This window comes from Streptomyces bottropensis ATCC 25435, assembly GCF_000383595.1.
In the GTDB taxonomy this organism is placed as follows: Bacteria; Actinomycetota; Actinomycetes; order Streptomycetales; family Streptomycetaceae; genus Streptomyces; species Streptomyces bottropensis.
This window is the reverse complement of the sequence record NZ_KB911581.1, coordinates 7,567,916-7,590,202: the sequence shown is the minus strand read 5'-3', so window position 1 is coordinate 7,590,202 and position 22,287 is coordinate 7,567,916. Positions and strand designations below refer to the sequence as shown.

Below are 22,287 nucleotides of genomic sequence, written 5' to 3'. Positions count from 1 at the left end.
GCCCCTAGGCGAACGTGTCGAGCAGTCGTCCGTACACGCCGAACACCCCGATGAGCAGCGGGAACAGAGTGATGACGCCGATGGATTCGAGGGTGTCGCCGAAGCGCCGGAGCCGTACGCGTACGTGCTCGGCGGGCTGCACGGCGAGCACCAGCAGCGGAAGGGCGGCGAGCAGGACGAGGACGGCGAGCGGACCGGCCGCCCCGCCGGAGTGGTCCAGCCACACCGAGACCAGCCGCACGGCGAGCACGGCCGCCGCGCCGAGCAGCACCACGACCTCGGCGACCAGCGGGAACGCCCGCGCGCGCAGCGCGAGGACGACCATGGTCACCACGGCCAGCAGCACCGTCCACTTGGTGGGCGCGCGCAGCGCGAACACCCCGGCCGCGGTCGCGGAGACGGCCAGGGTGACCGTCGCCAGCGCGAGCCCCCGGTGCGTGGCGGTGAGCGCCGCCGTGACCTGGAAGCGGCTCACGGAGGTGCCGCCGGAACGCCGGTCGTCCAGCCCGGAGAGCCCCGACGCCATCAGCGCCAGCCTGGGCAGCAGCCCGAGCAGGACCACGGAGACGACCGCGAGAACGGCGCCCACCTCGGCCTGCTCCGGCACCGACGGCGACACCGCGCCCGACACGGCCGCGGCGATCCCGAGCCAGCAGAGCGAGATCCCGCCGAGCGCTCCCGCCCCGACCAGCCCGCCCCGCCCGAGCGGGGTGAACAGCCCGAGCAGGGCGAGCGTGCCGACCCCGGCCGTGGCGAGGGCCGCCACCTGTGCCGTCCCGGACCAGTGCTGTGCCTGCGCCGACGTCCACGCGCCGAGCAGTCCCAGCGCACCCGCCGTCGCGATCAGGGTCGTCGCCAGGCCCCGCTTCCCGGCCCGCCCGAGCAGCGCACCCGCGAGCGCGGCCACCAGCGCGACACCGAGCAGCGTGGCGGCGACCACCCCGGGCTCGTACGCGGCCCGTGCGAGGACGCCTGCGGCGAGGGCCCAGCCGACCGTGGCGAACCCGGCGGTCACCCGGCGTGCGGCTGGCCGCCAGCGGCCGGCGCGAGCGTCGAGATCGTCGGCCGCCTCGTCCGTGACGTCGTGCACGACGGGCGCCGACGGCGCGTCCTCGGCCCGGACGAGCCGCAGCACGGCGCCGTCCGGAATGCCGGCCGACTCCAGTGTGCTGTCGTGCGCCAGCGCGGAACCGTCCGTGGTGACGAGATGCCGCAACTCGGGCCGCCCGCCCACCCGGTCGTCGAGCAGCCGCATGATCTCCGGCAGCAGCAGTCCGACCGGTTCGCGTGACGGCAGCACGAGATCCACCCGCCGTCGCTCACCGACCAGCGTGACCCGGCTGAGCGCCGTCCGCGCCCCGCCCGTGGCCTGTCCCAACGTCCCCGTAGACATCACGCGATCGAACCTATCACCGGGTAGAAGCGCTGGTCGGGGCTGTGGAAACCGCTGTGGAGACAGCGGGGGAGGGGGTGACGGACGGCTGCACCGAACCCCCGTACGGGCTCTTGCCGATGATGCGGTTCGACACGAAGGACCACCCCACACACCCCGCGCACAACACCGCCGCGATGACGATCCCGGCGAAGATCTTCCCGATCCGTTCGTCCACGGAACGCCGCTGCCGCTGCGCCCCGAACAGCAGGGCGTCCCGCAGCCGTCGACGCCGCACCGACACCGACTCCAGCAACTGGCTGTCGTAATCCTGCGCTGCCACGGCTACGAAAACCCCGCTCGTCTCTCTGTCGGCCGACCGGCCGGTCAGCCGATCTGGTCGACCGCCGCGCGGGCCTTGGCCAGCGTGGACTGGGCGGTGCCGTCGTTCTGTTCGAGTGTGGTGCGCACGAGGCGGATGATCTCGCGGACCTCGCCCGCCGCCTTCTTCCAGCGCTCTTCCTTGCCGTGGTAGTCGTCGGAGACGCCGTCGGCCTGGAACTCGGTCATCGCGGCCTTGACGGCGGCGTCACGGTCGCCGAGGACCCGCTCCAACTGCCCCACGATCGTGCCGAGCGCGGTCTGCACCTCGCCCGAGGCTCCGGTGTCGTACGAACGGCGGTCCTGGTTCTGCGCCATGTGGATGTCCCCCTGCTGATGCTCTCGATGGCTTATCGGGCGCCGAAGCGGGCCGCGTCGAAGTTGGCCAGGCCCATGTTCTGGTTGGCGTTGTCCTGGGACTCCACGTCACCGGTGCCGAACGCGTTGTCCATGCCCGACTGACCGCCCAGGATCGCGGCGAGCGAGCCGTTCAGATCGGCCGTGATCTCGTCCGCGCGGTTCTTGAACGAGTCGAACGCCAGCTTGCCGGCGCCGTTGAACTTGCCCTCCAGCGGCTCCGCCGCGCTGATCAGCAGCTGGATCAGCGTCCCGAGGTCGTCGCTCGATCCGAGCGTGCTCTTGCCGAGGTCCGCCAGGGTCGTCGACCCCATGTCGAACTTCACGTCGTGTCCACCCCCGTGTGTCCGGTTCACCTGCGTCCCGAACATGCTCTCCCACAACCCGTTGCACCCGCAACGCGGTTGCCGGTGAAGTGACATCATCGGGACATAATTCGAACACCCTTGTGTCGCCGACCTCGTTGGCATACCAAAGAAATCTCAGAACACCGTGCAACCCTCCCCGCACTTCGCGGGTCGTATGTGGCATCAGAACGTCTCGGACGGGGGATCCGGGGGGATCGCGGGACTTCTGACGGGGAGGGAAGCCGAGGGGCCCGGTCCACTGGACCGGGCCCCTCGAAACGTCCTCACCGCCGGCCCTCACCGTCGGCCTCACCGCCGGCACCCACGCTGATATGTCCGATGCCGAGGGCCGATGTCCGGTTCACCGGCTCAGAAGAACACCCCGCACCGCAACAGCACGTTCGCGTACGGCCGCGCCTCCCCGGTCCGTACGATCAGCCGCGCACCCGCCGACAGCTCCTTCAGCTTCTCGTGGGCGACCAGTTCCAGATCGGGGAAGCGGCCCTCCAGCAGCGCCGTCGCCCCCGGGTTCGCGCCCCGGACCTCGCGCGCGGCGGTCGCGCCCTCGACCACGAGTTCGTCGAGCAGCCCGTCCAGCACCTCCGCGAACGACGGCACCCCGGCCCGGAACGCCAGGTCGACCACCCGTGGCCCCTCCGGCACCGGCATCCCCGCGTCGCACACCAGCACCCCGTGCCCGTGCCCCAACTCCGCGAGAGCGCCCGCCAGATGACGGTTTAGTATCCCGGCCCGCTTCACAGCGCCGCGACCTCCTCGGCGGTCGGGAACGACACCTGCGCCCCGGCCCTGGTGACGGCCACCGCCCCCACCCGGGCCGCGTACGCGGCGGCCTCGGCCGGCTCCGCGCCCGCCCCCAGCTTCCACGCCAGCGCCGCGGTGAACGCGTCCCCGGCCCCCGTGGTGTCCACGGCCTCCACCCGCACGGCGGGCACCCGCACACTGCCCTCGGCGGTCGCGACCAACGCGCCCTGCGCGCCCAGCGTGACGACCACCGACCGCGGCCCCAGCGCCAGCAGCGCCCGCGCCCAGTCCTCCGGCGAACCCGCCAGCTCACCCCCGACGATGACCTGCGCCTCGTGTTCGTTGACGATCAGCGGATCACAGGCGGCCAGCACCTCGGCGGGCAACTCCCGGGGTGGCGACGGGTTCAGCACGAAACGCGTCCCCTCCGGCAGCCGCCGCACGACCTCCACCACCGTCTCCAGCGGGATCTCCAACTGTGCCGAGACCACCCGAGAGGCCCGCAGCAGCGCGTCCGCCGCCCGCACGTCCGCGGGGGTCAGCCTTCCGTTGGCGCCCGGCGACACCACGATGCTGTTGTCGCCCGAGGGGTCCACCGTGATCAGCGCGACCCCGGTGGGCGCCCCGCCGACCAGCACCCCCGCCGTGTCGACCCCGGCCGCGCGCTGCGAGTCCAGCAGCAGCCGCCCGTGGCCGTCGTCACCGACCCGCGCCAGCAGCGCCGTACGCGCCCCCAGCCGAGCCGCAGCGACGGCCTGGTTGCCGCCCTTGCCGCCCGGATGCACGGCCAGGTCGGAGCCGAGCACCGTCTCCCCGGCCCCCGGCCGCCGCTCGACACCGATCACCAGGTCGGCGTTGGCCGATCCCACGACCAGGAGGTCGTAGTCGTACATGATCCATCTCCCTGTGCAGGTGGACTGGAGCCGCCCGGCGGCCGGTCGCGCCGACGGGCGGAACGATCGAAACACGCGGCGGAACCGAAGCGCCCCGAACGACCCGGCGGAACTGGCGGGCCCCCCAACGGCCCGGCGGAACCGGAGCGCCCCGAGCGGCCCGCCAGAACCGACGCGCCCGGAACGGCCGAGACGGCCGGACGGGGTCACGCGCTCCCCGTCCGGCCACCGCATCGTGTCAGCCGCCGAACTCGGCCACGTTCCGCGACGTGACCACCTTCACCGGCACCATCACCGACTTCGCGACCTTCTCGCCCTCGGCGGCCTTCACCGCGTTGCGCACCGCGATCCTGCCGAGTTCGGCGGGTTGCTGGGCGACCGAGGCGTACAGCGTGCCCGCCTCGACGGCCTTGAGCCCGTCGGCGGTGCCGTCGAACCCGATGACCTGGACGGACTTTCCGGCCTTGGCACCGAGCGCCTTGATCGCGCCGAGCGCCATCTCGTCGTTCTCCGCGAAGACGCCGTCGACGCCGGGGTTGGCCTGGAGGAGGTTCGTCATCACGTCGAGGCCCTTGGTGCGGTCCCAGTCGGCCGGCTGCTCGGCGAGGACCTTGATGCCCGGGTAGGCCTTCAGCCCCTCGGCGAAGCCGGCGCCACGCTCCCGGCTGGCGGAGGTGCCCGCCTGGCCCTGGAGGATGACGATCTCGCCCTTGCCGCCCAGCTTCTCGGCGAGCGACCTGGCGGCCAGCCTGCCGCCGCTGACGTTGTCGGAGGCGACGAGCGCGGCCGTGTTCGCGCCGTTGACCGCGCGGTCGACGGCCACCAGCGGGATGTCCGCCTTGTTCACGGCCTTGGCCGCCGGGGTCACCGCGTCGGAGTCCACCGGGTTGACGATGATCGTGCCGAGGCCCTCGCTGGTGAAGTTCTGCAACTGGTTGGCCTGCTGCGAGGCGTCGTTCTGCGCGTCGGTGACCGACAGGTCCACGCCCAGCTTCTTCGCCTCGTCCTGTGCCCCGGCCCGGATCTGCACGAAGAACGGGTTGTTGAGCGTCGACAGCGACAGCCCGATCTTCTCGCTCCTGGCCGCCGAGGACCCGCCGTGCAGGAAGGAGGTCGCGCCCACGACGGCCGCCGCGACCACCGCCGCGAGCACGTACGTCAGCGCCTGCCTGCGCCGCTCGCCGGCCCCGCCGGTACCGGCCGCGACCGGGGTCGCCCCGGCCTTGCGGCGCACCGTGTCGAGCAGCACCGCCAGCGCGATGACGACACCGATGACGACCTGCTGCCAGAACGCCGACACCGACAGCAGGTTCAGCCCGTTGCGCAGCACCGCCAGGATCAGCGCGCCGATCAGCGTCCCCGACGCCTTGCCCGTACCGCCGGCCAGCGAGGCGCCGCCGATGACGACCGCCGCGATCGCGTCCAGCTCGTAGCCCTGCGCGGCCTGCGGCTGCGCAGAGGACAGCCGGGAGGCCAGCACGATGCCCGCGGCGGCGGCGAACAGCCCGGACAGCGCGTAGATCGCCAGCTTCTGCCGCTTCACCCGCAGCCCGGACAGCCGGGCCGCCTCCTCGTTGCCGCCGATCGCGTACATGGCCCGCCCGATGTACGTACGGCCCAGGATCACGGCCGTCACACCGCCCAGCACGAGCATCACCAGGACCGGCACCGGCAGCCAGCCGCCCAGGTTGTCCCCGAGGTGCGAGACCGACTCCGGGAACGCGATCGGGCTGCCCTGCGAGATCACCAGCGACAGACCGCGCCCCACCGACAGCATGGCGAGCGTCGCGATGAACGGCGGCAGCTTCCCGTACGAGATCAGGAAGCCGTTGACGAGACCGCACGCGACACCGGTGACGATCGCGAGGATCACGGCTATCCAGACCGGGACGCCCTGCGAAGTGGCGCTCCAGGCCAGCACGGTGGCCGACAGCGCCGCCACCGATCCCACCGACAGGTCGATGCCCGCCGAGACGATCACGAAGGTCACACCGAACGCCAGGATCGCCGTGACGGCGGCCTGGACGCCGATGTTCAGCAGGTTGTCGGCCGTCAGGAAGTCCCCGGAGAGCACCGACATGGCGACGACGAGGACGATGAGCGCGGTCAGCGCGCCGTTGTCGAGCAGGAGCCGGCGAAGCCCCGATGGTCCCGAGGCGCCACGCGCGCCCGGCGTGTTCTTGAGCGTGTCAGCGGCCACCGGGGGCCTCCGTTTCCGTCGCAAGGGTGGTGGGGTGGGAGACGGCGAGCGCCATCACGGCGTCCTGGGTGGCCTCGGCGGCAGCGAGTTCGCCCGCGATCCGCCCCTGGGCCATGACCAGCACCCGGTCGCTCATGCCGAGCACCTCGGGCAGGTCACTGGAGATCATCAGTACGGCGGCACCGGCGGCCGTCAGTTCGTTGACCAGCTCGTAGATCTCGACCTTCGCGCCGACGTCGATGCCGCGCGTCGGCTCGTCGAGGATCAGCACGCGGGTGTCCGCGAGCAGCCACTTGCCGATGACGACCTTCTGCTGGTTGCCGCCGGAGAGGGTGCGCACCTGCTGGTGCAGCCCGGCCATCCGGACCCCGAGCCGCTCGGCGACCCGGGCCGCGTTCTCCCGCTGCCCCTTCAGGTCGACGAACCCGCCCCTGGTCGCGCCCCGCAGGGTCACCAGACCGAGGTTCTCCTCGACGGACGCGTCCAGCAGCAGCCCCTGGCCCTTGCGGTCCTCGGGCACGAGCCCGATCCCGGCGGCCATGGCGGCGGTGACGTCGTCCTTGGGAACAGCGGAACCGCCGACTCGCACGGCCCCCTCGTCGTACGCGTCGGCGCCGAACAGGGCCCGCACGACCTCCGTACGGCCGGCGCCCACGAGCCCCGCGATGCCGACGACCTCACCGGCCCGCACCTCGAAGCTCACGTCGTGGAACACGCCGTCCCGCGTCAGCCCCTCGACGACGAGCAACGCCTCCCCGGCGCCGGAGCCGCCCCGCTGCCGCGGGTACTGCTGCTCGATGGAGCGCCCGACCATGAGCCGGACCAGCTCGTCCTCGGGCGTGGAGGCGGGCACCTGCCCGACGCTCCTGCCGTCCCGGATGACGGTCACCCGGTCACCCAGGGCGGCGATCTCCTCCAGATGGTGGGTGATGAAGACGACGCCCACCCCGTCCTCGCGCAGCCGGCGCACGATCGCGAAGAGCTTCTCGACCTCCTCGGTCGTCAGCACGGCGGTCGGCTCGTCCATGATCAGCACGCGCGCGTCGAGACTCAGCGCCTTCGCGATCTCGACCATCTGCAGCCGGGCGATGCCGAGTTCACGCACCCGCGCGCGGGGCGACACCCGCACCCCGACCCGCTCCAGCAGCTCGGCGGCGTCGGCCTCCATCCGCTTGCGGTCGATCATCCCGAAGCGGCGCGGCTGCCGCCCGAGGAAGATGTTCTCGGCGACGGTCAGATCGGGCACCAGGTTGAACTCCTGGTAGATGGTGGCGATCCCGAGCCGCTCGGAGTCCTGCGCACCATGGATGCGCACCTCCTCGCCCTGGGCCAGGATCCGCCCCGCGTCGGGTGTGTAGGCGCCGGAGAGCATCTTGATGAGCGTGCTCTTGCCCGCGCCGTTCTCGCCGAGCAGGACGTGCACCTCGCCCCGGCGCAGATCGAAGTCGACGCCGTCCAGCGCGACCACCCCGGGGAAGGTCTTCCGGATGCCTTCGATGCGCAGCAACTCGTCCGGGTCGCTCACGACGTGCTCCTGTTCGTCAGGGGGGACGGCTCTGGGGGAGTGGACTCGCCGCACGACAGACGTACGACGAGACGTGCGGGGAGGGTGACGGACTGCGGGGGCCGCCCCTCGATGCGGTCGACGAGCGCGCGGACGGCGGCCCGCCCCAGCTCGCCCGTCGGCTGGGCGACCGCCGTGATCGGCGGATCGGTGTGTACGAACCACGGGATGTCGTCGAAGGCGGCGAGCCCGATGTCCTGCGGAACCCGCAGCCCACGCGCGCGGACGGCGTCCAGCGCGCCCAGCGCCATCAGGTTGTCCGTCGCGAACACGACCTGGGGCGGCTCGGGCAGGTCGAGGAACCCCTCGGTGACCCGCCGCCCGCTCTCGGCCTGGAAGTCGCCCTGACCGATGTAGGCGTCCGGCAGCGGCAGCCCGTGCGCGGCGAGGGCCTCCCGGAACGCCTCCACGCGCTCCCGCCCGGTGGTGGTCGCGGCCGGACCGGCGATGATCGCGAGCCGCCGGTGCCCGAGCCCGTGCAGATGCGCGACGAGGTCCCGCACGGCCGCCCGCCCGTCGGAGCGCACCACCGGTACGTCCACCCCGGGGATCCACCGGTCCACGAACACCATCGGCGTCCCGGCCCGCACGGCGTCCAGCATCAGCGGCGAGCCCCCGTCGGTCGGCGACACGAGCAGCCCGTCGATCCGCCGGTCCAGCAGGGTCCGTACGTGGTGGTCCTGCAGCTCGGGCCGTTCGTCGGCGTTCCCGATGATCACGCTGTACCCGAGCGCCCGCGCCTCTTCCTCGACGGACCGCGCCAGCTCCGTGAAGTAGGGGTTCATCACGTCACTGATGACCAGCCCGAGGGTGTGGGTCTGGTCCGTCCGCAACGACCGGGCGACGGCGTTCGGCCGGTACCCCAGCACGGCCACGGCGGCCATCACCCGCGTACGCGCGTCCTCACTGACCGACGGATGGTCGTTCAGCACCCGCGACACCGTGGCGACGGACACCCCCGCCTCGGCCGCGACGTCCTTGATGCTCGCCATCGCCGCTCCACCTCCTCGTGGAATCGATTACACGAGGAGGATTGGAATCGATTACACGGCTTGGAGCAAGGGGGTGGCGATGGCTGAAATCCAATCGTGACTGAGCGGTGAACGGGAGCTGCACTCCTCACGGCGGCCGAAGGGCATGGCGCGTAGGAGCCGACGAGCCGTTGGCCTTCCGGACGCAGCTGGTGTGTCGCGGAAATGAAGGTGGAACGGCGGGTTCCCGTCGGCGGGACTCCGCTCGCCCGGCCGGGCGGCACCTCGTGATCGAACACGGCTGCCTACGCCGAGGCCAGCTCGCACCACACGTACTTGCCCCGCTCGCCGAACCGGGCCGACGGCATCCATCCCCAGTGCGGCGTGCACGCCACGACGAGCCCCAACCCCCGCCCGTCCTCCCGCTCGCCCACCGCGTCCAACGGCTCCGGCGGTCGCGGGGGTTCGGGGTCGGCGTCCCACGCCCCGATCCACACCACCCCCTCCGGGGACCGCCGCACCCGCAGCGCGGCGGGTCCCTTCGTGTGCCGTACGGCGTTGGAGATCAACTCCGTGGCGAGCAGCTCCGCCGTGTCCACCAGCCCGAGGAGCCCGTGCATGGTGAGGATCAGCCGCAGGGTGCGGCGGCAGACGGTCACGGCTCTGAGGTCGTTGGGGATCTGGAGGGTGTAGTCCCAGGTTTCGGGCATGGGTCGTCAACTCCGAGGGGTGAGGGGGGATTTCGGGCACGGTGGCATTGCCGACCCGGCCGTTCGTGGCGGGACGGTGCGCTTCCGTAGCGTGTTCGTTGCGTCACTGACAGTAGGTCTAAATCTATAGATTCAGCAACCTGATCGCGTAACCTGACCCCGAACGAGAGGAGATGCCTTGCGGCGTGAACCGACTGCGCGTCAGTCGCGTCTGGCCACTGAACTGCGTCGATTGCGTGAGGCGGCGGGGCTGACGTCACGTCAAGCAGCGTCACTGCTCGGGGTGAGTCCCGCGCAGATCACCCACATCGAGTCCGCGCTGGCGGGGGTGAGCGAGCAGCGACTGCGGCGCCTGGCATCGCACTACGCCTGCACGGACGGGGTGTTCGTCGATGCCCTGGTGGCGATGGCCACCGATCGCACACGCGGCTGGTGGGAGGAGTACCGGGGATCGCTGCCCACGCCGTTCCTGGATCTCAGCGAACTGGAACACCACGCGCGGTTCCTCCGTCACGTGGCGATCCTCTACGTGCCGGGTCTCTTGCAGACCGAGGCCTACTCGCATGCCGTGTTCTCGTCCAGGCTCCCGGAACTCACCGCCGAGGAGGTCGAGTTGCGCATCCAGCATCGAAGGGCGCGCCAGCGCTTCACCATCCCGTACGAGGCGGTGATCCATGAAGCGGCACTCCGGATCCGGGTCGGTGATCGTGGCACCTCAAGAGCCCAGCTGGCCCGCCTCGTCGAGTTGTCCGAAGCGGATCACATCACCGTGCGCGTCATCCCCTTCGACCTGGACGGCTTCGCCAGTGCGGCGGGCACGATGACGTACGTTGGCGGCCCCTTGCCCAGGCTGGACACGGTGGTCCGCGACGCGCTTCACGGCTCGGCCTTCATCGACTCCGACGCCCAGCTCACCATCTACCGAACGAGCTTTCGTAAAGTGGAGGACGTGGCACTCGACCCCGGACAGTCGCGCGATTTCATCCACGCACTGGCGAAACAACTGTGAGGAACCCCATGGGCACCTGGCGGAAGTCGTCCTACTCGGGCCCCGGAGACGGCAACGAGTGCGTCGAGATAGCCCCCACCCCCACCCACATAGCCGTCCGCGACTCCAAAACCCCGTCCCGCGCCACCCTCACCTTCTCCACCCCCGCCTTCACCTCCTTCCTCGAAGCCCTCAAGAGGCCCACCGAGCGGTGAATGCCCCATCCCGGGGGAGTTTCCTGGTCGGGGTCATGTCGCCGCAGACGCTGGCTCGTACGAGTGAACGCCTCCGCGTTCGCCGCCTCTCGACCATTCGACTGTGTTTAGTGAATGCTAAACTCGCGAAAGGGTCGAAGGAGGTGGAAGAGCAGTGGGACGTCTACCTGACGCACGAGGTGGATCAGTGGCTGCACGATCTGGAGAAGTCCGACGCCGACTCGTACGTGCTCGTGAACCAGGCGATCTGGATTCTCGCCTGCCATGGACCTGCTGAGGGGCGTCCCCTGGTGGACCGGGTCAAGGGATCAGCGCTGCACAACCTCAAGGAGCTGCGTCCTGGGTCCTCCGGCCGGAGCGAGGTGCGTGTCCTGTTCGTGTTCGACCCGTGGCGCTCCGCGATCCTGCTGGTGGCCGGAGACAAGGCCGGAAACTGGAAGGCGTGGTACGACGAGGCCATTCCGCTGGCCGAGCGCCGGTATGCCGAGTACGTCGCTGATCGGAAGAAGGAGTCGGGGAAGTGAGCGGACACGTCACATGGTCGGCGAGCGGGCATCGTGAACGGGCGGAGGAACTGGCCGGCGGCCGGGACGCGTTCCTCGAAGGCGCCCGGAGCATGCTCGCCGAGGCTCGTGCCTGGCGGTTGGCCGACATGCGCCAGGAACGCGGGATCACCCAGGCCCAGGTGGCCGAGCGGATGGGCGTGACCAAGGGAAGGGTCTCGCAGATCGAGAGCGGCCAGGTCTCTGGAACGGACGTCGTGGCGAGGTACGTCGAGGCGCTGGGCGGAAACCTCGTCATGGTCGCGGTCTTCGGAGACGGGGAACTGCGCAAGGTCGGGTAGGAGCCGACGGCTCCGGCCAGGTACCGCCGAGGCGCCAGTCCCGTTCCCACGGCCGATCCGCCACCTCTGTCGTACCCCACCGGTACCGTCGGATCATGGCTCAGCAGGCGGGAAATGCCCCGGGCGGACGAGGTCTCGCCGTACTCGAAGGCGTCCTGGAACGCGTCACGCAAGCGCACCAAGAAGATCGCCGACGCCTGGGAGGAGCAGAAGGCGATCAAGGAGGTCATGCTCTTCCTCCAGACGGTCGAGGTGTCCACGTCGATCGCGGTCCGCATCTACAAGAAGTACGGCGACGCCTCGATCGGCGTGGTGAAGAACCAGCCCTACCGTCTGGCGTCCGACGTCTGGGGCATCGGCTTCCTCACCGCCGACCGGATCGCCCAGTCCGTCGGCATCGGCGGGCGCGCGGCGGCTTACTCGGCGTAGATCTCGCCGGTACCGGCGTCGACGATCACCTGCGACGGTTCACAGCCGGCACCGTCCCGGTCGGGTGTGCACTGGGTGTCGGTGACGCTCACGGACCACAGGACGCGCCAAGGGCCATGCCCGCCCTTGAGGCGGTCGGCTTTCAGAACGTCTGCCTGGATCCGGAGCGCGCCGGGTTTTCCCCCGTGCTTGGCGTCTTCCGTCCTGACGATCTCCTCGACTCGCTTGGCCGGGATCAGTTCGGCAGGGAGCTTCACGTGCTTGGGTCCGAAGTCGACCAACAACTGAGAGACGCGTCCGGCCCGATTGATCTGCACGTCGAGGCTGCGCGGCATCACCACCCCGCGTTCCTTGAACCGCCAGGACGTGAGCCACCCGAACTCGGCCCCGGCACCCACGGATACCGTGTCGCGCCAGGAGGCCGCCTCGGCCCATGGGTAGTGCGCCTTCATGTACGTACGGGCCACGCGGTAGGCACTTCGGGCGTCGTGAGGCGTCACGGAACCTTGGACGGGGAAGCTCGCCTGTGTCGGGCGGCTGGAATTCTCAAGGCTCACGCTCAGTTGACGGCCACCAGGCCACATCAACTGGCCGGTGTGTCCGCCCGTCAACTGGATGGACAGCGAGCCGTCGTGGCCGTCGATACCAGGGCTCACCTGCACGGCGCCGACCTGGTACCGGTCGCCGAACGCCTGGCGTATGGCGCGCTCGGCGGCTTCGCGCTCGTCATCGTGCACATTCCGGGCACTGGAACCGTCAACGCTGTAGGGAGTTATCGCGGCCTGGAAGACGGCCGACCCGGCCACGCCCAGTGCCCCGGCAACCACCAGCGTGCGCCTGGCCCATGAACGCCACGCGACATGACCTCGCGTCAGCGCGAGCCCACCGACCAGGCCGAGCACGCTGCCGCCGACGCTCATCTCCACATCCGTGCTGCGACATATTCCGCCCCCGAACGGGGCCAGGGCTTGGGTGAGTTCGATCAGGCAAGGCAGAGTCAGGGCACCGGCCAGTACGGGAAGGGGACGCCGCAGAGCCAGAACACCGAACAGCCCGAGCGGGACGAAAACCGCCAGGTTCCACAGACCCTGCGTGGTGTACAGCGGCTCGGTGATCTCATGGTTGATCACACACTCGGCCGGCCTGCGTTCACCACTCTGCAGCGTAAGGGTGACACCGAGAATTTCGGTCAGGCAAAACCCGAGCGGCAACCACCAGAGAGCATGGGCAGTTCGGCGCCGACGCGCGACGGCCCACGCGACCACTCCTACGGCGATGGCGATGAGAGTGAGTCCGACCAAGAGCCAGGTGTGGTTGTGGAAGGCGGCAGCAAACACATCCTTGCTCTTTCTCGGCTTGTTGCCTGGAAAAGCGCCCCCAAGAGAATGCTCGGGGGCGCCACGAAATGCCTACAGGTTCAGGTCAGCACTTCTGAATGGGGGTCTGACGCTTGTCGCTCCCCCGCTCCTGCAGGAGACCGATGGACGCCTTGCACTCCTGATTCCGAGCGCCGAAGTTCCATGACTTCTGCTTCGTCTGGCCCCTCGTCTGCGTGAAGTAGGAGCTCCAGTGCTCGGTGCCGTTCCGGCTGTAACCGAGCCGCAGCGTGACACTGCCACCGCCGGTCTTTTCGTAGGTGGTATGCGCCTTTGTGCCAGTGTCGTACGTCTTCTTCCAGTGGACCAGCACCCCGTTGTCGAGCTTGGTGCACCGCGCCCAGGGCTGGCCGGTCGTTCCGTCGGAATTGCAGTCGGTGGCGACGGCGGCAACAACACCCGACGGCTCGTCGATGGACGTGTCGTCGTCAGCGGCGTATCCGACGGCCGGGGTCAGGGTGAAAAGCAGCGCCGCGCCGATGGTGGCGACCCGGCGAGTGTGGACAAGGGTACGCATAAGAGATCCCTCCCGTTTTCCATGGAACACAGGACGCCCACCGACCCGAGTGATCGGAGCCGTTCGGAACAGGAGGAAATATCCTGGCGCGCCAAAATCGTATCGGCGCGCCAGATATGCCGGAATCCGGCATATGGGTAACCCCCATTGAAGCGCCACCGCTTTCTGCGTCAGCGCGTGTTCCGATGACCTGGTCAGGGTCTCGGACGCCGCGATCACCATACAAACATGTGCACGACTTTGCCACTGAGTAACGAAAACGGAATGCGCTGCGCCGCATGGGGAGTTCGGAGTCGGGACGTACAGCGGAGCCGGAACCCGGGAAGAGGAGACCCGCTCCGCCTCCGGCTGTCGTACCCCACCGGTACCGTCGGATCATGGCTCAACAGGCGGGGATCCCCCCGGGCGAACGGCAGCTGGCCGTACTCGAAGGCGTCCTGGAACGCGTCACGTACGCCAACGAGGACAACGGCTACACGGTCGCGCGCGTGGACACGGGCCGCGGCGGTGGCGATCTCCTCACCGTCGTCGGCGCGCTGCTCGGCGCCCAGGTCGGGGAGTCCCTGCGCATGGAGGGCCGCTGGGGCTCACATCCGCAGTACGGCAAGCAGTTCACGGTGGAGAACTACACCACCGTCCTGCCGGCCACCGTCCAGGGCATCCGCCGCTACCTCGGATCGGGCCTGGTCAAGGGCATCGGCCCGGTCTTCGCCGACCGGATCACCCGGCACTTCGGCCTGGACACGCTCCAGATCATCGAGGAGGAGCCGAAGCGTCTCATCGAGGTCCCCGGCCTCGGCCCCAAGCGCACCAAGAAGATCGCCGACGCCTGGGAGGAGCAGAAGGCGATCAAGGAGGTCATGCTCTTCCTCCAGACGGTCGAGGTGTCCACGTCGATCGCGGTCCGCATCTACAAGAAGTACGGCGACGCCTCGATCGGCGTGGTGAAGAACCAGCCCTACCGTCTGGCGTCCGACGTCTGGGGCATCGGCTTCCTCACCGCCGACCGGATCGCCCAGTCCGTCGGCATCCCCCACGACAGCCCCGAGCGCGTCAAAGCGGGCCTGCAGTACGCCCTTTCCCAGGCCACCGACCAGGGCAACTGCTACCTCCCCGAGGAGCGGCTGATCGCCGACGCGGTCAAACTCCTCCAGGTCGACACGGGCCTGGTCATCGAGTGCCTGGCCGAACTCGCCCTGCCCGACGAGGAATCGGGCGACCCCGGCGTCGTACGGGAGAAGGTCCCCGGCCAGGACGGCGGCGACCCGGTCACCGCGATCTACCTGGTCCCCTTCCACCGCGCCGAACTCTCCCTCTCCGCCCAGCTGCTGCGCCTCCTGCGCACGGACGAGGACCGGATGCCCGGCTTCCACGACGTGGCCTGGGACAAGGCGTTGAGCTGGCTGAGGGGGCGTACGGGCGCGGAGCTGGCCCCCGAGCAGGAGGCGGCCGTACGCCTCGCCCTGACCGAGAAGGTCGCGGTGCTCACCGGCGGCCCCGGCTGCGGCAAGTCCTTCACCGTCCGCTCGATCGTGGAGCTGGCCCGCGCCAAGAAGGCGAAGGTCGTGCTGGCGGCCCCCACCGGCCGCGCCGCCAAGCGTCTGGCCGAGCTGACCGGCGCCGACGCCTCCACCGTCCACCGCCTGCTGGAGCTGAAGCCCGGCGGCGACGCGGCCTACGACAGGGACCGCCCTCTGGACGCCGACCTGGTGGTCGTCGACGAGGCCTCCATGCTGGACCTCCTGCTGGCCAACAAGCTGGTGAAGGCGGTGGCGCCGGGGGCGCACATCCTCTTCGTCGGAGACGTCGACCAGCTTCCCAGCGTCGGCGCCGGCGAGGTCCTGCGTGACCTGCTGGCCGACGGCAGCCCGATCCCGGCGGTCCGGCTCACCAAGGTCTTCCGCCAGGCCCAGCAGTCCGGTGTGGTGACCAACGCGCACCGGATCAACTCGGGGCAGCACCCGGTCACCGACGGCATGAAGGACTTCTTCCTCTTCGTCGAGGACGAGACGGAGGAGGCCGGCCGGCTCACCGTGGACGTGGCGGCCCGTCGTATTCCGGCCAGGTTCGGGCTCGACCCGCGCCGGGACGTACAGGTCCTGGCACCGATGCACCGCGGCCCGGCGGGCGCGGGCAACCTCAACGGCCTGCTCCAGCAGGCCATCACCCCGGCCCGCCCCGACCTGCCCGAGAAGCGGTTCGGCGGCCGGGTCTTCCGCGTGGGCGACAAGGTCACCCAGATCCGCAACAACTACGACAAGGGCGAGAACGGCGTCTTCAACGGCACCGTCGGCGTCGTCACCGCGCTCGACCCGGTCGACCAGCGGCTGACGGTCCTGACGGACGAGGACGAGGAGGTGGGGTACGAGTTCGACGAACTGGACGAGCTGGCGCACGCCTACGCGGTGACGATCCACCGGTCCCAGGGCAGCGAGTACCCGGCCGTGGTGATCCCCGTCACCACGGGGGCCTGGATGATGCTCCAGCGCAATCTGCTCTATACGGCGGTGACCAGGGCGAAGAAACTGGTGGTCCTCGTCGGCTCCCGCAAGGCCATAGGCCAGGCGGTCCGCACGGTCTCCGCGGGCCGGCGGTGCACGGCTCTCGACTTCCGGCTCGCACCACGGGTTTTGTAGCCGTGGGCGGCCTTCGGGGGAACCTCTCGCGCCGTTCCGGCGACCCGTGAGTGAAATTTGATCGATCAAACGAGTCGTAAAGGTCACACAGCCCTTCCGGATGGCGGACGGAGGGGGCAGGATGGGCAAGTTGGCGGCACTCAGTGCCGCCGATGGGCCCGATGGTCGACCCCGAGTGCACTCTCCAGAGCCAATTGGGGGATGGTAGAGACAGTCAGGGCACCTCGAAGAAGAGGCACTACGTCGGTGAGGGATGACGTGAGCGACAACTCTGTAGTACTGCGGTACGGCGACGGCGAGTACACCTACCCGGTGATCGACAGCACCGTCGGCGACAAGGGCTTCGACATCGGGAAGCTCCGGGCCCAGACTGGTCTGGTCACCCTGGACAGCGGCTACGGGAACACCGCCGCCTATAAATCCGCCGTCACCTATCTCGACGGTGAGCAGGGCATCCTTCGGTACCGCGGCTACCCGATCGAGCAGCTGGCCGAGCGCTCCACCTTCCTGGAGGTGGCGTACCTGCTGATCAACGGCGAGCTTCCGACCGTCGACGAGCTCGCCACCTTCCAGGGCGAGATCACGCAGCACACCCTGCTGCACGAGGACGTCAAGAACTTCTACCGGGGCTTCCCCCGGGACGCCCACCCGATGGCGATGCTGTCCTCCGTGGTCAGCGCCCTGTCGACGTTCTACCAGGACAGCCACAACCCGTTCGACGAGCGGCAGCGCAACCTCTCCACGATCCGCCTGCTCGCCAAGCTGCCGACCATCGCGGCGTACGCGTACAAGAAGTCGATCGGTCACCCGTTCGTCTACCCGCGCAACGACCTCGGTTACGTCGAGAACTTCCTGCGCATGACCTTCTCGGTCCCGGCCCAGGAGTACGACCTCGACCCGGTCGTCGTCTCCGCGCTCGACAAGCTGCTCATCCTGCACGCGGACCACGAGCAGAACTGCTCGACGTCCACGGTCCGCCTGGTCGGCTCCTCGCAGGCGAACATGTTCGCCTCGATCTCCGCCGGCATCTCCGCGCTCTGGGGCCCGCTGCACGGCGGCGCCAACCAGTCCGTCCTGGAGATGCTGGAGGGCATCAAGCAGAACGGCGGCGACGTCGACTCCTTCATCCGCAAGGTGAAGAACAAGGAGGACGGCGTCCGCCTGATGGGCTTCGGCCACCGGGTGTACAAGTCCTTCGACCCGCGCGCCAAGATCATCAAGGCCGCCGCGCACGACGTCCTCTCCGCCCTCGGCAAGTCCGACGAGCTGCTGGACATCGCGCTGAAGCTGGAGGAGCACGCGCTCTCCGACGACTACTTCGTCTCGCGCAACCTCTACCCGAACGTGGACTTCTACACGGGTCTGATCTACCGCGCCATGGGCTTCCCGACCGAGATGTTCACGGTCCTCTTCGCCCTCGGCCGCCTCCCCGGCTGGATCGCCCAGTGGCACGAGATGATCAAGGAGCCCGGCTCCCGTATCGGCCGCCCGCGCCAGATCTACACGGGCGTGGTCGAGCGTGACTTCGTGCCGGTAGAGGGTCGCTGAGCCGAGTACGCGTAGCAGAGAGGGGTCCGTGCGGAGAGCCGTCCGTACGGGCCCACTGTCTTTGTCGGGCCGACATGTGCCGCGCCCCGCATGTCGGCCCGACTGCACAAGAGGGCGCCCTACGGCGAGTGAGCCGAAGGGTCGCGCACGGTCGGGCTCTCGACGCACGCAAATGGCGCCCCGGAGGCGAACCGAGCCAAAAAAGAATGCGAGAAGGCGCCCTGCAACGCTGGTCCCCCCACGGGCCGGCGAGCAGGGCGCCTTCCCATGTCCCGGTGCGGATTCCCCCCACGGGATCCGGCCGGGCGTCTGGTGGACCAGCGCCTGAATCGCTGAGCAGAACGAGCAGAACTCGGCCTGCCTCTATGTAGCTGTTGTGCGGTGGTGTGCGGTCTGCCGGGACGCGTACGTACGGGAGGGCCGCTCAAAGCTCCCCGGTGCACGAGCCCCGGCAACGCAATTCCGGGAACGTCCCCCAAGACATCCCCAGATGCCAGTCACGCCCCCCAAGACGCTTCTGACATCGCCAACTTAGACTCACGAACCCCTTCGGTGGTTACGTTCACACCACTGTGATCTGCGTCTCCTGCCGTATCGCCTGAAGATACACAAGAGGCACGAACCGGTGATCGAGGCACCAGCGTAAGGATGATGCGCGAGCCTTGTGAAGAGCTTATGTGAGGCTGCTTCCGGACTCTAGAGGGACTTCTGCCCGGCGGTCACGAAAATGTCCTGAGTCGCAAGCTGTTCGTTACCACGAAAACGGACGAAAAGGCCATAGCCGCCCCCGCGATCATCGGGTTGAGCAATCCGGCGGCGGCCAGCGGCAGCGCCGCGACGTTGTAGCCGAACGCCCAGGCCAGATTGCCCTTGATCGTGGAGAGGGTGCGCCGCGACAGCCGGATCGCGTCGGCGGCCGCCCGAAGGTCCCCGCGGACGAGCGTCAGGTCCCCGGCCTCGATCGCCGCGTCGGTCCCCGTGCCCAGGGCGAGCCCCAGGTCGGCGGCGGCCAGCGCGGCCGCGTCGTTGACCCCGTCCCCGACCATCGCGACCGTACGGCCCTCGCTCTGGAGCCGCCGTACGACGTCGACCTTGTCCTCGGGCAGCACCTCGGCGATCACGTGCTCGGGGGAGATGCCGACCGCGGCGGCCACGGACCGGGCCACCCGTTCGTTGTCCCCCGTGAGCAGGACCGGGGTGAGTCCGAGCGCCCGCAGGCGCCGTACGGCCTCGGCGCTGGTCTCCTTGATCGCGTCGGCGACCGTGACGACACCGAGTGCCACGCCGTCGCGGGTGACCACGACCGCCGTGCGGCCCGCTGCCTCGGCGGCCTCCTTGGCGCCTCTCAGGGGCTCGGGGAGGGGTCCGTCGAGGATCCGGCCCACCTGGACGGTGCGGCCCTCCACGCAGCCGCGTACGCCCTTTCCGGGCAGGTTCTCGAAGTGGTCCACGGGCGGGAGCGCGCCCAGGCGGGCCTCGGCGCCCGCGGCGATCGCCCGGCCCACCGGATGTTCGGAGGCGTGTTCGACGGCGCCCGCGAGACGGAGCAGGTCCTCCTCGGTGACGCCCTCGGCGGCATGCGCGCCCAGGAGCGTCATCCGGCCCGTGGTGACGGTGCCGGTCTTGTCCAGGACGACGGTGTCGACGCGGCGGGTGGACTCCAGGACCTCGGGGCCCTTGATCAGGATGCCGAGCTGGGCGCCCCGTCCGGTGCCGACCAGCAGGGCGGTCGGGGTGGCGAGGCCGAGCGCGCACGGGCAGGCGATGATCAGCACCGCGACGGCGGCGGTGAAGGCGGCGGTGGCGTCGTCCGTGGCGCCGAGCCAGACGCCGAAGGTGGCGATCGCTATCAGCAGGACGACGGGGACGAACACCGCCGAGATCCGGTCGGCGAGCCGTTGCGCCTCCGCCTTGCCGTTCTGCGCGTCCTCCACCAGCCGGGCCATCCGGGCCAGCTGGGTGTCCGCGCCGACCCGGGTGGCCTCGACGACCAGCCGGCCCCCGGCGTTCACGGTCGCACCCGTGACGGTGTCCCCGGCCGTCACGTCCACCGGCACCGACTCGCCGGTGAGCATGGACGCGTCCACGGCGGAGGCGCCCTCGACGACGGTCCCGTCGGTGGCGAACTTCTCCCCGGGGCGTACGACGAAGCGGTCGCCGACGGCCAGGTCCGCCACCGGGATCCGCACCTCGCGCCCCTCGCGGAGCACCGAGACGTCCTTGGCGCCCAGCGTCAGCAGTGCCCTGAGCGCGGCGCCCGCGCGACGCTTGGAGCGGGCCTCCAGATAGCGGCCGAGCAGGATGAACGCCACCACTCCGGCGGCCACTTCGAGGTAGATCGCCGACGAGGCCGACGCGCGCGCTTCGGCGCCGCTCCGCAGCGCGGTCAGGGTGAAGCCGTGCCGCATGCCCGGCATGCCCGCGTGCCCCAGGAAGAGGGCCCACAGGGACCAGCCGAAGGCGGCGAGCGTGCCGACGGAGACGAGGGTGTCCATCGTGGCCGCGCCGTGCCGGAGGTTGGTGAACGCGGCCCGGTGGAACGGCAGCCCGCCCCACACGACGACCGGCGCGGCGAGCGTCAGCGAGAGCCACTGCCAGTTGTCGAACTGCAGGGCGGGGACCATGGACATGAGGATCACGGGTACCGCGAGCAGCGTGGAGACGGTGAGCCGCTGCCGCAGGGCGGCGAGTTCGGGGTCGTCGCCGTCCTTGTCGCCGGCGTCCTCGCCGCTTCCGGAGGCCGTCGCCGGAGCCGGGGCGGCCACCGGGGGAGCCGGGGGCGGTGGCTCCTTCGCCGTGTAGCCCGTCTTCACGACCGTGGCGATCAGATCGGCGACCTCGATCCCCTCGGCGTACGCGACCTTGGCCTTCTCGGTCGCGTAGTTCACCGAGGCGGTGACCCCGTCCAGGCGGTTGAGCTTCTTCTCGACGCGGGCCGCGCAGGAGGCGCAGGTCATCCCGCCGATGGCCAGCTCGACCTCGTGGACGGGCTCGCTCGTCGGGGCTGCCGCGGTGGTGCTCGTCATGTCCGTGCCCGTGACGTCCGTACCGTGGCCGGTCTCAGACCTTGCCGACCAGCTCGAAGCCCGCCTCGTCCACGGCGGCGCGCACGGCCTCCTCGTCGAGCGGGGCGGCCGAGACCACGGTGACCTCGCCGGTGGAGGCGACGGCCTTGACGGAGGAGACGCCGGCCAGCTCGGTGATCTCGCCGGATACGGCGCCTTCGCAGTGCCCGCAGCTCATGCCGCTCACCTTGTAGACGGCGGTGACGGAGCCCTGGGTGTCGGTCTCGGCGGTCATGTCGTTACTCCTTGAGGGGGCGGATGGGGTTCGAGTAACCCGTCTGTGCGTCCAGCTTATACCCCCTAGGGGTATGAATCCAAGAGAGGTCCGGCCGGGGTGGCGGGCCGGGCGGGTCAGGAGGGCGGGGTTCGGACCGGGGCGCCGGGGGTGCTCGAAGGTGCGGCGGGGACGCTCGAAGGGGTGGCGGGGGTGCTCGAAGGTGCGGCGGGCGGGCAGTTGCCCACCAGGGGCTCCAGGTAACGGAGCAGGACGTTCTTCAGCTCCTGCACATAGGCGTCGCGCTCGGCGCCCTCGCGGCCGAGCACCAGCTCCAGGCCGGCCTTGTACATGGCCACGCAGACGTGCGCGGTACGCGAGATGTCGGCGGCCGGCGCCTCGGGCAGGAACGGGGTGAGCAGCGCCTCGATCCGCGCGAGCAGGGCCGTGTGCACGGCGTCGTGCTGCTCGGCGATCCGGCCGGGCACGTCCGGCCCGTGCATCAGTGTGAAGATCACCGGGTGCCGGCAGTTGAAGTCGATGAAGCGGTCGACGGCGGCCGCCACGGCCTCCTCCAGCGGGGTCGCCGGATCCACCGGGGCGAGCGCCTCGCCGTACGTCTCGCGCATCTCGTGCATGAGCCGCTCGCTCAGCTCGATCGCGATCGCTTCCTTGTTCGGGAAGAACTGGTAGAGCGTCCCGGGCGAGACCCCCGCCTCGCGGGCGATGGCGTTGGTGCTGGTGGCGGCGTACCCGGTCGAGCAGAACACGGAGGCCGCGGCTTCGAGGAGCTGGGCGATACGGCGCTCGCCGCGGGCCTGGCGGCGGCGCGGCTGTTCCTTCTCCTGGTTCACGGGCACGAGTTATCCCCAGCTTTCCGGACGTGATTGACAAACAC

At 70.0% G+C, this 22,287-nt stretch carries 21 protein-coding genes and 1 pseudogene; 7 read left to right on the top strand and 15 right to left on the bottom strand.

All coding sequences use genetic code 11. The annotated features are described in order from the left end of the window. Nucleotides 1–4: 4 nt before the first annotated feature. The 10 genes from eccD to STRBO_RS0133575 form a co-directional block, all read right to left on the bottom strand. Nucleotides 5–1,393 carry a type VII secretion integral membrane protein EccD gene (eccD, locus tag STRBO_RS0133620; RefSeq protein ID WP_051085399.1) on the bottom strand — a complete coding sequence of 463 codons (1,389 nt, stop codon included), beginning with the start codon at nucleotides 1,391–1,393 and terminating at the stop codon, nucleotides 5–7. 16 nt (nucleotides 1,394–1,409) lie between these two features. Further along, on the bottom strand, nucleotides 1,410–1,715 hold the full coding sequence (locus tag STRBO_RS42400; protein WP_005486399.1) for a hypothetical protein: 306 nt from the start codon (nucleotides 1,713–1,715) through the stop codon (nucleotides 1,410–1,412). Between the two features lie 44 nt (nucleotides 1,716–1,759). Continuing rightward, nucleotides 1,760–2,071, bottom strand: coding sequence for a pore-forming ESAT-6 family protein (locus STRBO_RS0133610; RefSeq protein ID WP_005486398.1), 312 nt, complete (start codon nucleotides 2,069–2,071; stop codon nucleotides 1,760–1,762). A gap of 32 nt (nucleotides 2,072–2,103) precedes the next feature. After that, nucleotides 2,104–2,436: a hypothetical protein gene (locus STRBO_RS0133605; RefSeq protein ID WP_013003453.1), complete on the bottom strand. Its 333-nt coding sequence runs from the start codon at nucleotides 2,434–2,436 to the stop codon at nucleotides 2,104–2,106. 390 nt (nucleotides 2,437–2,826) lie between these two features. Next, complete coding sequence (gene rbsD, locus STRBO_RS0133600) at nucleotides 2,827–3,216, bottom strand: D-ribose pyranase (RefSeq protein WP_005486396.1); 390 nt, start codon at nucleotides 3,214–3,216, stop codon at nucleotides 2,827–2,829. Continuing rightward, nucleotides 3,213–4,112: a ribokinase gene (locus tag STRBO_RS0133595; RefSeq protein ID WP_005486395.1), complete on the bottom strand. Its 900-nt coding sequence runs from the start codon at nucleotides 4,110–4,112 to the stop codon at nucleotides 3,213–3,215. The genes rbsD and STRBO_RS0133595 overlap by 4 nt, the downstream gene beginning before the upstream one ends. A gap of 238 nt (nucleotides 4,113–4,350) precedes the next feature. Then, entirely contained in the window at nucleotides 4,351–6,312 is a 1,962-nt protein-coding gene (locus STRBO_RS0133590) for an ABC transporter permease/substrate-binding protein (RefSeq protein WP_005486394.1), read from the bottom strand. Next, the gene (locus tag STRBO_RS0133585; RefSeq protein WP_005486393.1) at nucleotides 6,302–7,837 is read right to left on the bottom strand and encodes a sugar ABC transporter ATP-binding protein; all 1,536 of its coding nucleotides are present in this window, start codon (nucleotides 7,835–7,837) and stop codon (nucleotides 6,302–6,304) included. Before STRBO_RS0133585 ends, STRBO_RS0133590 begins: the two co-directional genes overlap by 11 nt. After that, nucleotides 7,834–8,868 (bottom strand): LacI family DNA-binding transcriptional regulator, encoded by a 1,035-nt coding sequence (locus tag STRBO_RS0133580; protein ID WP_005486392.1) that lies wholly within the window; start codon nucleotides 8,866–8,868, stop codon nucleotides 7,834–7,836. Before STRBO_RS0133580 ends, STRBO_RS0133585 begins: the two co-directional genes overlap by 4 nt. Nucleotides 8,869–9,152: 284 nt before the next feature. Next, on the bottom strand, nucleotides 9,153–9,557 hold the full coding sequence (locus tag STRBO_RS0133575; protein WP_005486391.1) for an ATP-binding protein: 405 nt from the start codon (nucleotides 9,555–9,557) through the stop codon (nucleotides 9,153–9,155). Between the two features lie 178 nt (nucleotides 9,558–9,735). Here STRBO_RS0133575 and STRBO_RS0133570 point away from each other — a divergent pair, with 178 nt between their 5' ends. The 5 genes and pseudogenes from STRBO_RS0133570 to STRBO_RS0133550 all read left to right on the top strand — a co-directional run. After that, nucleotides 9,736–10,566, top strand: coding sequence for a helix-turn-helix domain-containing protein (locus tag STRBO_RS0133570; protein ID WP_005486388.1), 831 nt, complete (start codon nucleotides 9,736–9,738; stop codon nucleotides 10,564–10,566). A gap of 8 nt (nucleotides 10,567–10,574) precedes the next feature. Continuing rightward, complete coding sequence (locus STRBO_RS0133565; protein WP_005486387.1) at nucleotides 10,575–10,760, top strand: DUF397 domain-containing protein; 186 nt, start codon at nucleotides 10,575–10,577, stop codon at nucleotides 10,758–10,760. Nucleotides 10,761–10,903: 143 nt separating this feature from the next. Continuing rightward, a complete protein-coding gene (locus tag STRBO_RS0133560) occupies nucleotides 10,904–11,284 on the top strand; it encodes a type II toxin-antitoxin system RelE/ParE family toxin (protein WP_005486386.1) in 381 nt (126 codons plus the stop codon). Further along, entirely contained in the window at nucleotides 11,281–11,604 is a 324-nt protein-coding gene (locus STRBO_RS0133555) for a helix-turn-helix domain-containing protein (protein ID WP_005486385.1), read from the top strand. Before STRBO_RS0133560 ends, STRBO_RS0133555 begins: the two co-directional genes overlap by 4 nt. A gap of 171 nt (nucleotides 11,605–11,775) precedes the next feature. Then, a pseudogene (locus tag STRBO_RS0133550) lies at nucleotides 11,776–12,003 on the top strand (helix-hairpin-helix domain-containing protein); the annotation flags it as partial. A gap of 17 nt (nucleotides 12,004–12,020) precedes the next feature. Here STRBO_RS0133550 and STRBO_RS0133545 read toward each other — a convergent pair. Together STRBO_RS0133545 and STRBO_RS0133540 are read right to left on the bottom strand one after the other, a co-directional pair. Further along, nucleotides 12,021–13,370: a VanZ family protein gene (locus STRBO_RS0133545; RefSeq protein ID WP_020115489.1), complete on the bottom strand. Its 1,350-nt coding sequence runs from the start codon at nucleotides 13,368–13,370 to the stop codon at nucleotides 12,021–12,023. A gap of 85 nt (nucleotides 13,371–13,455) precedes the next feature. After that, on the bottom strand, nucleotides 13,456–13,926 hold the full coding sequence (locus STRBO_RS0133540; RefSeq protein WP_005479610.1) for a hypothetical protein: 471 nt from the start codon (nucleotides 13,924–13,926) through the stop codon (nucleotides 13,456–13,458). Nucleotides 13,927–14,303: 377 nt separating this feature from the next. Between STRBO_RS0133540 and recD2 the strand changes: the two genes are divergently transcribed. Continuing rightward, nucleotides 14,304–16,562, top strand: a complete 2,259-nt coding sequence (gene recD2 / locus STRBO_RS0133535; RefSeq protein WP_020115488.1) for an SF1B family DNA helicase RecD2 — start codon at nucleotides 14,304–14,306, stop codon at nucleotides 16,560–16,562. A 258-nt stretch (nucleotides 16,563–16,820) separates the two neighbouring features. After that, the gene (locus STRBO_RS0133530; RefSeq protein ID WP_005479583.1) at nucleotides 16,821–18,110 is read left to right on the top strand and encodes a citrate synthase; all 1,290 of its coding nucleotides are present in this window, start codon (nucleotides 16,821–16,823) and stop codon (nucleotides 18,108–18,110) included. A 719-nt stretch (nucleotides 18,111–18,829) separates the two neighbouring features. Here the strand turns inward: STRBO_RS0133530 and STRBO_RS0133525 are convergent. The 3 genes from STRBO_RS0133525 to STRBO_RS0133515 form a co-directional block, all read right to left on the bottom strand. Continuing rightward, nucleotides 18,830–21,136, bottom strand: a complete 2,307-nt coding sequence (locus STRBO_RS0133525) for a heavy metal translocating P-type ATPase (protein ID WP_005479582.1) — start codon at nucleotides 21,134–21,136, stop codon at nucleotides 18,830–18,832. A 34-nt stretch (nucleotides 21,137–21,170) separates the two neighbouring features. After that, complete coding sequence (locus STRBO_RS0133520) at nucleotides 21,171–21,410, bottom strand: heavy-metal-associated domain-containing protein (protein ID WP_005479581.1); 240 nt, start codon at nucleotides 21,408–21,410, stop codon at nucleotides 21,171–21,173. Nucleotides 21,411–21,526: 116 nt separating this feature from the next. Beyond that, nucleotides 21,527–22,249: a TetR/AcrR family transcriptional regulator gene (locus tag STRBO_RS0133515; RefSeq protein ID WP_020115487.1), complete on the bottom strand. Its 723-nt coding sequence runs from the start codon at nucleotides 22,247–22,249 to the stop codon at nucleotides 21,527–21,529. Nucleotides 22,250–22,287: the final 38 nt, after the last annotated feature.